This window comes from Halomonas sp. BN3-1, from assembly GCF_003056325.1.
Lineage (GTDB): Bacteria > Pseudomonadota > Gammaproteobacteria > Pseudomonadales > Halomonadaceae > Halomonas > Halomonas litopenaei.
Genome location: NZ_PYVV01000001.1, coordinates 298,536 through 310,882 on the forward strand (window position 1 = coordinate 298,536; position 12,347 = coordinate 310,882).

Below are 12,347 nucleotides of genomic sequence, written 5' to 3' on the forward strand. Positions count from 1 at the left end.
GGAACGAGTCGGCTGATCGGGCAAAGGGCCTTTGATGCTATTTCGACTCGATGAATCGAAATCGATTCATTGTGAGTTGTTCAAGGCGCTGATGGCGATCTCAGTCGCGCTCGGCGCGTGCCAGCACCGCGTCGCACAGCAGTTGGGTGCCCAGCGCACAGTGCTCAGGCTCGGCGTATTCGGCCTCGTTGTGGCTGATGCCGTCGCGGCAGGGCACGAAGATCATCACCGTGGGGGTGACGTGGGACAGGTGCACGGCGTCGTGCCCGGCACCGCTCATCATGCAGGGGGCATCGAGCTCGCGCGCCTTGACGGCCTCGCGCAGGGAGTCGATCAGGGCGTCGTCGAAGGGGGTGACCGGAGAATGCCAGCGGCGCTCGAACGTCAGCTCCACGCCCTCGACGTCGGCGGCGTCCCTGGCCAGACGTTCCAGTTCGGCATCCAGTGCATCGAGGCGTTCGTCGCTGACGTGGCGCAGGTCGAGCAGCAGGCGGACCTCGCCGGGGACCACGTTGCGCGAGGGCTCGACCACCTGGAAGTCGCCCACGGTCAGGCGCGCAGCGCCGTCCGGATCCGCCATGACGACCTCGCGCATGCGCTGGATCATGGCGGTGGCGGCGAGCAATGGGTCACGGCGATAGCTCATCGGCGTGGGGCCTGCGTGGGCCGACTGACCGCGCAGGCTCAGGTCGTACCAGCGGATGCCCTGGACCCCGGTGACGATGCCGAGGGGATGGCCCTGCTCCTCGAGCACCGGGCCCTGCTCGATGTGCAGCTCGAAGTAGGCGTCGAGTTCGGGTTCGCCCAGGGGCAGATCGCCGGCCTCACCGCAGGCCGCGATGGCCTCGCCCAGGGTGACGCCCTTGCTGTCGCTGGCGCCGAAGAAGGTCGCCTCATCGAGGCGGCCGGTCCAGACGCCGCTGCCGCCCATGGCCGGGGCGAAGCGGCTGCCTTCCTCGTTGGTCCAGACGATCAATGACAACGGTCGGCGGGTGGTGATGGCGTTGTCGTGAAGGCTGCGCAGCACCTCCAGGCCCGCCAGTACCCCCAGCACGCCGTCGAAGCGTCCGCCCAGCGGCTGGGTGTCCAGGTGGCTACCCATGGACACCGGGGGCAGGTGGTCCTCGCGTCCGGCACGCCGGATAAACAGATTGCCGGCCTTGTCACGCTGCCAGGTGCAGCCCAGCGCCTCGACCCAGTCCAGCAGCAGGCGGCGCCCATCTGCATCTTCAGGGGTCATGGCGAGGCGGCGGCTGCCGCCGTTGGGGGAAGGGCCGACCTCGGCCATCTGCATCAGGCTGTCCCACAGGCGGTTGGCGTCGATATCGATGGAGCGGTGGGGGATCGATGACATGGCAGGAGATTCCTTGTGATTTGGTGTTATGCCAAACCACAAAGCTATTCTCATGCCGTATTCAGAAAAATGTCTTTAAAACAATCGCATAAAGATGAGATATGGCGCAAGGCGACGTCAAGAGTCACTGCGTGTAACGCGAGTGAGTCGATTTCGACTCGGTTTGCCGGCGGGGCTAGGCTCAGTCCGAAAAGTCGACGAGCGAAGGTTAGACAAGGCAAAAATCGGTGAGACAGCGCAGTTTACGGGGTGTAAATGAGCATGTTGACCGGGCTGGCGCACCAGCCGATTTTTAACGCCGTATTACCGAGCGCAGGCACTTTTCAGACAAGCCCTAGAAGGGGAGGTGGAACGAGGCCGTAATCATATTCAGATGCTCAAGCTCGGGGTCATTGACCTCCTCGAACTCGACCTGGCCGATCCAGCTGCGGGTCATCCAGCGGGCCCCGAGACCCTGGACCCGGGTGGAGCCACTGGTGGAATCGAAGGTGTTGCGACCGGTGACCGGATCGCTGACCCACTGGGCCATGCCGGTCTTGCCGTAGACGCCGAAGTGGCCGACACGGAAGCCGGCGACCAGGCTGCCCCCCAGGCTGGTCACGTCCTGGACATGCTGGCTGTCGCTGGAAGACATGGGTACGTCATCGCTTTGTCGATAGCGCAGCTCGGCCCCCAGGTCCCAGCCGGTTTCCTGCTGTGGCGCCATGCCGGCGGTCAGGCGGAAGCCGGAGGTGTAGCCGTCGGGGGTGTGGACCTTGTCGCCCTGCACCAGGACGCCGCTGTCGAGCCTGACGATTTCCTGGCCCATGCCGGAGAAGGCCGGGGTGGCCGAGTGGGCAGCGTCATTGTCGGCCAGCGGGTCGGCAGCGTCTTCGCTCGCCAGGACAGGGGCCGAGAAGGCGGCAAGGGTCAGGGCCGCAAGCAGGCCCGCCAGCAAGGTGTGCGACGTGGGGCGTCGAGCGGGGAGAGAGGGCAAGCGACAAGCAGTCATCATGGTTGTCCTGGCGGAATAGCCTCCGCGGGTGGCACCTGATCGATCATGCTTCGGTTTTATTCAAGGGCTCGGCTCTCAATTCTAGACTCAGCCAACTTAAATCTCAGCAACCTCAGCTCTCACCTTGGCTCTCAATCTTGACGCGGCTCATTTTGAACGAGTTTTGAACGAGGCTGATTGAGAACACGGCGCAGTGTGAACGCAGCTCGTAGTGAACATGGCTCACAAGGGCAAGACCGTATGCAGGGACACGGACTTGTTCGAGGGCCGGCCCGGCAAGGTGATTCGAGTCGATATTCAGGTGGGAGTCGAATCACTGCCAACCGTTAAAATAGCAATCGCTTTTGTGTACCGCCAGCCTGGGCTTGCTCGTTTCAGGCATTCAGAAAGCGCCAATGCGCGTCGAGCTGGGGGCAAGGGAGGCCCAGGCGTGTGGCGGCCTCGCGCAGCGGGCCGAGGATGGCGTCGTGTTCGGTGGGCCGGCCTGCCTCGATATCCTGCAGCATCGAGGCACGGTTGGCGGCGGTCCGCTCGATGACCTGCCAGACCAGGGCGCGCCAGGCGCGGTTGCCATCGTTGACGTCGTTGGCAGCAATGTTGATGGAGGGAACGTCGATGGCGGGAGCGGGAATCTCCAGTGCCGCCAGTATCTGCGCCACCTCGTCGACGGTGGCGTCGACCATGTCGCGGTAAGGATGCCCGCGCAGCTCGCCATTACGTAGTCGGTAGCGTGCCACCAGGGGGTTGATGGCGGCGTTCACCGCCAGCTTGTGCCACAGCCGGGTGGCGATATCGTCCACCGCCTCGGTGGCCAGGCCGGCGGCGCTCAGGGTGGTGGCCAGCGAACTGGCCAGGGCTTGGGTCTGGAGGGCTTGGGACTGGAGGGCGTGAGTCCGGAGGGGTTGGGTGTGGGGGCCGTGGCCTTCGCCTGGATGGCCGTCGAGGCCACCGTCGAGATGACCGATGACGGTCTGACCCTGGCCGGCGTGGACGACGCTGTCGTCCGCCTTGATAAAGGCGCCCTCGGTGGTGGAGGCGCACAGTACCGGCCCGCTCCAGGTATCGGTCAAGGGTCGCTGCACGCGCAGCCCGTTCTGCCACAGCACCAGCGGTGTGGCGGCAGGCAGATGGTCGACCACCGCCGCGAAGGCTGCCCTGGCGGCGTAGGCCTTGGTGGTCAGCATGACCTGGTCGACATCGACGCAGGCAAGGCGTGGCTCGGTGGTGGTGGCCAGTTCAAGGCGCTGGGTCGTGCCATCCGGTGAGGTCAGGGTCTGGATCGTCGGCAGCGGTCGTCGCCCCAGCAGGCGCACGCTCTGGCCGCCAGCGGCAAGCCGACAGGCCAGCAGGCGGCCGATGGCGCCGGGACCAATGATCAGTGTGGTCATGTGGTGCTGCCTTTACGGGAGGGGCGGCGTTTACGCCCGGCGCTGCGGCGTGGCGAGTTGGTGCGGCGGCCTCGCTTGCTGGCGGGGCCGGCTTCCGGCGACTCGCCCTGGGCGGCGCCGAGGGCGGCACTCAGCCGCTGACTGTCGGCGCTGCCCACCAGCGTGCGAAGGTCCTCGACCAGCTGGGCGACGAAGGGTTCCGGTTCGGCCTGGGCTTCGGCGATGCCTTCCAGCCGCTGTTCCCACAGGGCGGTGCGCTCCGGGCGGCTGACCGCTTCGGGCAGCGAGTGGATCAGACCCACCCCCAGGCGTGTGGCGCGCAGCGCCTTGGCCTTGCGCACCAGATAGCCGCGCTCCAGCAGCGTCTCGATGATGCCGGCACGGGTGGCCTCGGTACCCAGACCGTCGGTTTCCCTGAGGGTGCGGCGTACCTCGGGGTCCTCCACGTAGCGGGCGATATTCATCATGGCCTTGATCAGGCTGGCATCGGTAAACGGCTCCGGTGGGCGCGTCTCGCGCTGTTCGACCTGGGCCTCCAGTGCCTGACAGGCCTCGCCCTCGACCAGCGCCGGCAACGGCGGTGGCTCGTCACGGGTGGTGAACAGGGGCTTCCAGCCGGGCACCAGTAGCGTCTGGCCGGAGGCCTGGAAGCGCTCGTCCAGCAGGCGGAACTCGGCCTTCACCTCCTGGGTTTCCAGCGCCGGATAGAACTGGGCCAGCACGTTGCGCGCGATCAGACGGTAGACGTCGGCTTCCTGACGCGACAGGCGCTCGGCAACGAAGGGCTTGCCGGTGGGGGCCAGGGCGTGGTGGGCACCGACCTTGGCGTCGTCGAAGGCGCGTGAGCGAAGCCCCATGTCGGCGTTGGCCAGCCAACCGGACAGGGTGGTGTCATCGCGACAGGCGCTGGCCAGTTGGCCCGGCAGGCTCGCCAGGTGTTCACGCGGCAGGTAGCGGCAGTCCGAGCGCGGATAGGTGATCAACTGATGGCGCTCGTAAAGGCGCTGGCAGATGTCCAGCACCGCCTTGGCCGAGAGCCCGTGGCGGCGTGCCGCATCGACCTGCAGCGCCGACAGAGAGTAAGGCAAGGGCGGCGGCTGGCGACGACGACGGGAGTCCACGCTGCTCACCTGGCCTTCAGCACCCGGCAGGCGCTCTGCCAGCGTCTGAGCAGGAGCGGCGTCGAGCAGCCGACCGCGGTCGTCCAGGCGATGGGACTCGCCGGGGACCCACCAGGCCTTCAAGGTACCGGCGCCGACGCGCAGGTGAGCCCACAGCACATAGAAGGGGTAGGGCGTGAAATGACGGATCTCCTCATCGCGGCGCACCACCAGGCCGAGCACCGGCGTCTGCACGCGCCCGACCGACAGCACGCCATCGTGGCCCGCCTGGCGGCCGATCAGGGTCCAGGCGCGGGTCAGGTTGATGCCGTACAGCCAGTCGGCGCGGGCGCGGGTCTGGGCGGCGCGGTAGAGCGGGTAATACCTGGCATTGTCCTCGATCCGCCCGAGTGCTCGAGCCACCGCAGGCCGGTTGAGGTCGTTGATCAGCAAACGCTGGACGGGCCCCTTCCAGCCCAGGTGCTCGATCACCTCCTGGACCAGCAGCTGGCCCTCGCGGTCGGGGTCGCCGGCGTGTACCAGTTGGCGTGCCTGTTTCAGGCGCGCACGAATCACCGACAGCTGACCGCGGGCCTTGGGCCTGGGCACCAGCTTCCACTGACCGGGCACGATGGGCAGGTGGTCACGTCGCCAGGGCTTGAAGGCCGGGTCGTAGGCATCCGGTGGGGCTTGTTCCAGCAGGTGGCCGAGGCACCAGGTGACCTCGGTGTCGCCGACGGACAGGTAGCCGTCTTTTTTCTGTGCTGCCCCGGGCAGCGCCTCGGCGATGGAGCGAGCCAGGCTCGGTTTTTCCGCAATGATCAATCGCATAGCGCACCGGTGCGGGTGAATCGTCTGGATATTCTTCCAGTATGTGTGATGAGATGCCAGGTGTACCATGGAGTGAAAAGTGTACAAGTCCTATATCATTTTTGTGTGCAGATGCGGGTAAGGTGACCGTCTTGTGACGCGCTATCCTCCCGGTGAGGCCAGCGTTGCCAGCATCTTGCAGGGCGCCCGTACGGGCAGGAGGCAGCATGCGTCAGTCAGGCCGGACACGCCGGATGCTCGGGTTGTCCGCTCGTACCGGATCGACCCTGCTGCGCTCGAGAATCGGCGGCAAGGCCGATTGGCAGGCGCTCGGCGAGTCGCTGTTTGAAGGCCTTTCCGAGCTCAAGGGGCCGGCGATGAAGATCGCTCAGGTCATGTCTCAGTGGGATGACCTGCTGCCCCCGGCCCTGGCCGAAGAGCTTGCCCGGCTACAGAAGGATGCTGCTCCGGCGCCCTGGGCCGAGATCAAGGTGGCGCTTGAGGCAGAGCTCGGCGACCTCGATGCCCTGTTCGACGAGATCGAGCCCGAGCCGTTTGCCAGCGCCTCCATGGGACAGGTGCATCGGGCCCGGACCCGGGACGGTCGTACCCTGGTGCTCAAGGTGCAGTACCCGGGGCTCGATCGGGTGCTGGAACAGGACCTGGTGCAGGTCAGAAGGCTGCTGCGACTGGGTCGCTGGCTCAAGGTGTCCCAGGCACGCCTCGATGCCCTGTTCGACGAACTCGCCGATGGACTGCGGCGCGAGCTCGACTATCGCGCCGAAGCGGACGCACTGGAGCGCTACCGGCGGCGCTATGCCGATCACCCCGACCTGGTGATGCCGCAGCCCGTGAAGGAACTCAGTGGTCCAAGGGTGCTGGCGATGGAGTATCTGCCGGGGACGCCCCTGCGTGACCTCGAAGGTGCCGACGATGCCCTGCGGCAGCGGGTGTCGCGCACCCTGGCGGACTGGATCACCGAGGAGCTGTTCACCCACCATGAACTGCACGCCGATCCCCACGCCGGCAATTTTGCCGTCGATGAACAGGGCCGGCTGGTGGTGTATGACCTGGGCGCCGTGATCGCGGTCCCCCGGGAGCGGCTGGCCGGTCTGGTGGCGCTGCTTGGGGCAACCCTGGACGGCGACCCCATGGCCATGGATGAGGCCGTGCGCGGGCTCGGCGGTCGACAGGGAGAGGGCGCGCCGCTGGCGCTGTATCGCGAATCCGCGGAAGCGGTGTCGCCGCTGTTCGCGCCCGGTGAGCAGGACTTCGGCGATGTACGGGTGCATCGGCGTCTGCGCGAGCTGAGCCCCCGGGTGTGGGGCGCGCTGGACCGCCTGCAGCCCCCTGCCGGCATGCTGTTGCTGGCGCGTACGCTCAATGGTCATTACTGGAACCTGGTGCGGCTCGAGGGGCGCCTGGACATGCATTCACGGAGTGCACAGTTGCTGGATGCCTACGCCGTCTGAGGCGCGGGTCTGCCCAGCCGGTGCATGCACTGTTAGACTGTGCCGTTTTCAATTTCGGGGAGATAGCGATGCTGGCGTTATGGGTGGATCAACTGCTGGGTTTTGCCGCGGGCGCCCTGGCAGCCATTCGGCAGGATGAACGCTATCCGAGCTTGATGAGCTGGGCGCGCGAGGAGGGGCCTGCCTGCGTGGGCGGTGACAAGGCCCTGGCCCAGGCGCTGGCTCCCGAGCTGTGGTCCCAGACGCCCCTGGCACGTCTCGACTTCGCCTGTGAAACCCTGGCACGCCCTGGCCGCAACGAACCTTGCTGGTGCGACTCTGGACGCAAGATGAAGCAGTGCTGCGGCGCCGTCAGCCTGCCCGGTCACCTGCCGCCTCATCTGATGTGGATGCTGTCGCTGCGGGAGTGGAAAGGGGAGACGCTGAAGGCTGCCCTGGCCAGTGGCCGCGCCCCTGCCCAGGCGCTGTTGGAGGCGGGGCTGATCGCCGCCGAATCGGGCCAGCGAGGACGTGCCCAGCAGATCCTCGAGTCGCTGTTCGACAATGCCGACTGGGAGCGCCTGCCGGAACAGGCCGAGCCCGCCTTCGAGATCCTGCTGGACCTTTTCCAGGAGCGCGGTTTCCACCGCAAGCGCGAGGCGCTGCTGGACGAGGTGCTGGAGCGGGGACCGATGTTCCTGCGTGGCGTGGCGCTGGAGCGGCTGTGTCTGATGCACCTGGACAACGACGATCTCGACAGTGCTCGCTCGGCCTTCGTGCGTGCCCAGCAGGCCCTTCCCGATTCGCCGACGCTGGCCTATATCGAGGCCATGCTGCTGCTGCACGAAGGTCACGACGAGGAAGCCATGGAGCGCTCGCGCTTCTGGCTACGGCGGCTGACCCGCCAGGGTGATCTCGACCCCGACCAGCTGCAGTTCCTGGCGGACCTGGCCGACAACCCCGGTGCCACTCTGGCCGATCAGCTGCTGTGCGCCGAAGAGGATCTCGGCGAGCCCCTGGTGGGCCTGCAGACCCTGCTGGCGGAGTTGCCGCCGCCCCCGCCGATCAAGGTGGTGGAGGAAGATGGGCAGTTGCTGTATCGCTCCACGGCGCGGGAGGACACGCTGTTCGCCGCCTTCCAGGAGGGTTTCCAGGTCGACGTGGACCCGGATGCGCCGATGGGCTTTCTCGGAGATCCCTGGTTCAATGCCGCAGCCTGGTTGCCAGCGCTGTGTGCCAACCCCGAACAGCTTGATTCACCGGCGGTGCTGCAGTCGGTGTCGCTGGCGCTGACCAGCCGTTTTGGCAGTCTGCCGTGGATGGCGCCGAGTCTGTTCGAGCCCCTGGCCGAGCGTCTCGAACGCTGGCTTTTGCAGATTCGTCAGAGTGGCGACGGCGCCTTCCAGTGGGACCAGGAAGACAACGCCCAGCTGCTGCGGGCGGGGCTTGCGCTGGTGGTGGGTATGGAACGTGGCTCCCGCCAGCACTCGCGGGAACTGGCCGAGCTGCTGCTGTCGCTGGACGAGCAGGACAGTCTGGGGCTGCGCGAGCTGGTGCTCGACCAGTTGCTGCGTGAAGGCCGCGACGACGAGGCGCTGGAGATCAGCCGCCAGGCTCTGGAGGTCGGTCCTGCCGATGACGAGACGCCGCTGCTGGGCATGTACATGGGGCAGGTGCTGGCGCTGTACCGACTGGGCCAGCTCGACGACGCGGCCCTGGCATTGGAGAGCGCCCAGCGCCACAACGCCCACGCGGTGGCGCTTCTCTGCAGCGACAACCCCAAGCGTGGCGCCATCCCCGGCAATGGCCAACTGGCCGAGCCCGGCACCCGCGCCGAGGCCTGGCAGTACCGTACCCTGATGCGCGATCAGTGGCGCAGCACACCGGGCGCGCTGGCCTGGCTGGAAGAGCGCAGCGGACGGCGCGGTTGATCGCAAGCCCCGCTCAAGGGGCGTACTACAAGGCGGGTTCAGCAATGGGGGGATCGCTGCCTGCGCTGGATGACGGCTCCGGCTGAGCCTGGGGGCGCGTAGCGCCGAAGGTCTACTCAGACCCCCAGGTACGAGGCCGAACGCTGAAGCACCATGGAAAAAGAGGGCCGACAACGTCGGCCCTCTTTTGGTTATGCACACTGCATCGATGGCGTCATGGCTTGTCGAGGCTGACGGCGTGATCCCCTGGCTCGCGCACATGGTGTCGCCAGACCCACAGCGCCATCAGGATGGCCGGTACGCCCAGCGCCGAGGCCAGCACAAAGAAGCTCGGGTAGCCCATGCCCTCCACCACCAGCCCGCCAAAGCCTGACAGGAACTTTCCGGGCAGCGTCATCAGCGACGAGAACAGGGCGTACTGGGTGGCGGTGTAGGCCCGCGAGGTCAGGCTCGACAGGAAGGCGATGAACACCGCGCTTGCTAGGCCATTGCTGAGATTGTCGCCGACGATAGTGAGCACCAGCAGCGAGTGCTGGGCGCCACTGAGCGCCAGCCAGGCGAACATCAGGTTGGTCAGCACGGTGGCCGTAGCGCCGAGCACCAGGATGCGTCCGATGCCGTAGCGCACCACCAGCACCCCGCCGACTAGCCCGCCGAGGAGACTCATGATGACGCCGAACACCTTGGTCACGGTGGCGATGGTGTCGAGGCTGAAGCCCAGGTCGACGTACAGCGGATAGGCCATCGAGGCCATCGCCAGGTCGCTGATGCGATAGATGCCGATAAACAGCAAAAGTCCCAGTGCACCCAGTCCGAAGCGCCCGAAGAAGTCGAGAAAGGGGCAGACCACGGAGCCGATCAACCAGGCGCCGGTGCGCCGGACCCATGCGGGCCGGCCGCGGCTGGCGCGCAGGAAGGCACGCACCCGGGGCTCCTTGGCCAGGCGACTGGCCAGCGGTTGGCGCGGCGGCTCGGGACGCAGCAGTACGGTGATCATGCCCACCGCCGTCAGTGCCGCCATGCACTGGTAGGACACCTGCCAGGAGAAGGCCGACGCCAGATACAGCGCCCCTGCACCGGCCATGATCAGGCCGCCGCGATAGCCGATGATGTAGGTGGACGCCATCGCTGCCTGGACCTCGTCCTCGGCCGACTCGATACGAAAGGCGTCGATGGCGATGTCCTGGGTAGCCGAGCCGAAGGCCACCATCAGCGCAAACAGCGCCACCGCGCCGAGCTGGGAGGCCGGGTCGAGTGACGAAAGGCCCAGCAGGCCGCCCATGATCAGCGCCTGGCCGGCAAGCATCCAGCTGCGCCGCTGGCCCAGCAGGCGGGTCAGCAGCGGCAGGCGGAAGGCGTCCACCACCGGTGCCCAGAAGAACTTTATCGAGTACAGCAGTCCAATCCACGAGAAGAAACCGATGGCGGCGACCTCGACCCCGCTGGTACGCAGCCAGGTGGTCAGGGTGGAGAACACCAGCAGAAAGGGAAGGCCCGCAGAAAAGCCCAGAAACAGCATGGCCAGCACGGGTAATCGCAGGTAGACGCGCAGGGCGTCGACCCAGGGATGCTGGCCGGACGAGGTGGGCATGGATAGCCTCCTTGCAGTTGGTCGGCCACAGGCCGCCTTCCGAATGGTAAAATGCGCGCAACATCTCGGTGCGGCTCGACGAATTGTTGCAAAGCCGCAGGGGCGATACCAGCGGTGATCATCAAGGGTCGTCGGCAACGCACCGGGAACCGCGTCAATGACAGGCGATACTGCCGGCTTGGTGGCTGGTGGTGGTTGAGTCTGGAAGGAGTCACATGAGTCACAGCAATATCGAGGCGGGCCTGGGGGGCGATGCCACCCCGCGCTGGTACGTGGTCCAGTGCAAGGGCGGAGAGTCGTTCCGGGCCGCCGAGCATCTGGCCAACCAGGGATACGAGCTCTTTCATCCAGTGCTGGAGGTGCAGAAGAAGCGCCGCAACAAGCTGACCTGGGTCGAGGAGCCGCTGTTCCCCTACTATCTGTTTCTGCGGCTCGACCAGGTCGAGAGCAACTGGCGCCCGATTCGCTCGACCCGCGGAGTGTTGAAGATCGTGACCTTCGGGCTGTCGATGCCGGTGCCGGTCAGCGATGAGCTGATCGACCTGCTGCGCCAGCACGGCGAAGCCAAGGACGACGATCCTGGCCAGCTTTACTTCCGGGCCGGAGAGTCGGTGGAGATCACCGACGGCCCCTTCAAGGACCTCAAGGCGGTGTTCGAGAGCCACAAGGGCGAAGAGCGGGCGATCGTGCTGCTCAACATGCTGCATCGCCAGCAGCGCCTGGAAATGCCCGTCGCCGCGCTCAAGCGCCAGGACTGATGTCGACCCCAAGGAGCCCGAGATGAGAGTTTCTCCCCAGTGTGTGGTGCGTCTGCACTATGTCCTGAGCAACCAGCAGGGCGACGTCCTGGACGATTCCTGGAAGCGCGATGAGCCGCTGGAGTATCTGCACGGCCACGGCAACCTGATGGAAGGCCTCGAGCGGGCCCTGGTCGACGCCGAGGTCGGCAGTCGCCTCAGTGTCACCCTGTCCCCGGCCGAGGCCTATGGCATGCGCGACGAGTCGCTGGTGCGCGAGGTGGGACGCCAGGCCTTTCCCGGTACCGATCTGCGCCCCGGCATGTGCTTCCAGACCCCCGGCGATGCCGGCCCACAGATCGTCAGCGTGGTAGAGGTCAAGGGGGACAGCGTGGTGGTGGACACCAACCATCCCCTGGCCGGGGAGACCCTGTCGTATCGCCTCGAGGTGCTCGAAATTCGCCAGGCCACCCGCGCCGAACTGGCCAAGGGGCACCCGCTGCCGCCCGGCACCGAGGCCTCCGAGGTGGAGGACCGCAAGGTCCTCTAGGGTCCCGGCAGCGGTAGCTGGAGGCGCTCTCGCTGAAAGGGTGCCACAGACGACGAAAAAGCCGCCTCTTGAAGGCGGCTTTTTCGTCGTCATGGCGGGCCGATGTCTCGCGGTCACCCTTGACGCAGGTCAGCACAATTCAAGGGCCGACCGGGTACCATGAATTCATCGACACAGAGACAGGAGGACAGTGCCATGTACGTCGACAACGCCGTCATTTTCGGGCTGGGTGCCGTCGCTCTCTCTGTGGCCTTCATGGCCGGCTGGATCGCTTTTATCATCCGCGACGCTCACCGTCGCAAGCGATAGTCGTCAACCAGCGTCAGGGGAGGGGGAGTCATCCCCCTTTTTCAACCGACCCTTCGGGGTCGGTTTTTTTTTGCTTTATTGCACCTGAGCGCACCTGAACTCGCCTGAATTCCATCCGCCTGCCAGGCGCGC

Annotated in this window: 10 protein-coding genes; 5 read left to right on the forward strand and 5 right to left on the reverse strand. The window is 66.2% G+C overall.

Features of this window, described 5'->3' with window-relative positions:
• Positions 1 to 100 precede the first annotated feature (100 nt).
• The 4 genes from C9F12_RS01355 to C9F12_RS01370 all read right to left on the reverse strand — a co-directional run bounded on the left by C9F12_RS01355 (position 101) and on the right by C9F12_RS01370 (position 5,667).
• Positions 101 to 1,354 carry a M20 family metallo-hydrolase gene (locus C9F12_RS01355; RefSeq protein ID WP_108447708.1) on the reverse strand — a complete coding sequence of 418 codons (1,254 nt, stop codon included), beginning with the start codon at positions 1,352 to 1,354 and terminating at the stop codon, positions 101 to 103.
• 334 nt (positions 1,355 to 1,688) lie between these two features.
• The gene (locus C9F12_RS01360; RefSeq protein ID WP_162816356.1) at positions 1,689 to 2,345 is read right to left on the reverse strand and encodes an outer membrane beta-barrel protein; all 657 of its coding nucleotides are present in this window, start codon (positions 2,343 to 2,345) and stop codon (positions 1,689 to 1,691) included.
• A 377-nt stretch (positions 2,346 to 2,722) separates the two neighbouring features.
• Positions 2,723 to 3,736 (reverse strand): 2-dehydropantoate 2-reductase, encoded by a 1,014-nt coding sequence (locus tag C9F12_RS01365; protein WP_108447710.1) that lies wholly within the window; start codon positions 3,734 to 3,736, stop codon positions 2,723 to 2,725.
• Positions 3,733 to 5,667 carry a DNA topoisomerase III gene (locus C9F12_RS01370; RefSeq protein WP_108447711.1) on the reverse strand — a complete coding sequence of 645 codons (1,935 nt, stop codon included), beginning with the start codon at positions 5,665 to 5,667 and terminating at the stop codon, positions 3,733 to 3,735. The genes C9F12_RS01365 and C9F12_RS01370 overlap by 4 nt, the downstream gene beginning before the upstream one ends.
• Before the next feature lie 206 nt (positions 5,668 to 5,873).
• Here C9F12_RS01370 and C9F12_RS01375 point away from each other — a divergent pair, with 206 nt between their 5' ends.
• Both C9F12_RS01375 and C9F12_RS01380 read left to right on the forward strand, forming a co-directional pair.
• Positions 5,874 to 7,118, forward strand: a complete 1,245-nt coding sequence (locus tag C9F12_RS01375; RefSeq protein ID WP_108447712.1) for an AarF/ABC1/UbiB kinase family protein — start codon at positions 5,874 to 5,876, stop codon at positions 7,116 to 7,118.
• Positions 7,119 to 7,186: 68 nt separating this feature from the next.
• Positions 7,187 to 9,028, forward strand: a complete 1,842-nt coding sequence (locus tag C9F12_RS01380; protein ID WP_108447713.1) for an SEC-C domain-containing protein — start codon at positions 7,187 to 7,189, stop codon at positions 9,026 to 9,028.
• Between the two features lie 214 nt (positions 9,029 to 9,242).
• Here the strand turns inward: C9F12_RS01380 and C9F12_RS01385 are convergent, their stop codons facing one another.
• Positions 9,243 to 10,619, reverse strand: a complete 1,377-nt coding sequence (locus C9F12_RS01385) for an MFS transporter (protein WP_108447714.1) — start codon at positions 10,617 to 10,619, stop codon at positions 9,243 to 9,245.
• Between the two features lie 215 nt (positions 10,620 to 10,834).
• Between C9F12_RS01385 and rfaH the strand changes: the two genes are divergently transcribed.
• The 3 genes from rfaH (at position 10,835) to ccoM (ending at position 12,215) form a co-directional block, all read left to right on the forward strand.
• A complete protein-coding gene (gene rfaH, locus C9F12_RS01390) occupies positions 10,835 to 11,377 on the forward strand; it encodes a transcription/translation regulatory transformer protein RfaH (protein WP_045994239.1) in 543 nt (180 codons plus the stop codon).
• 22 nt (positions 11,378 to 11,399) lie between these two features.
• The gene (locus C9F12_RS01395; protein WP_108447715.1) at positions 11,400 to 11,906 is read left to right on the forward strand and encodes a peptidylprolyl isomerase; all 507 of its coding nucleotides are present in this window, start codon (positions 11,400 to 11,402) and stop codon (positions 11,904 to 11,906) included.
• Between the two features lie 195 nt (positions 11,907 to 12,101).
• Positions 12,102 to 12,215 carry a cytochrome c oxidase subunit CcoM gene (ccoM, locus tag C9F12_RS23080; RefSeq protein ID WP_286985057.1) on the forward strand — a complete coding sequence of 38 codons (114 nt, stop codon included), beginning with the start codon at positions 12,102 to 12,104 and terminating at the stop codon, positions 12,213 to 12,215.
• Positions 12,216 to 12,347 lie beyond the last annotated feature (132 nt).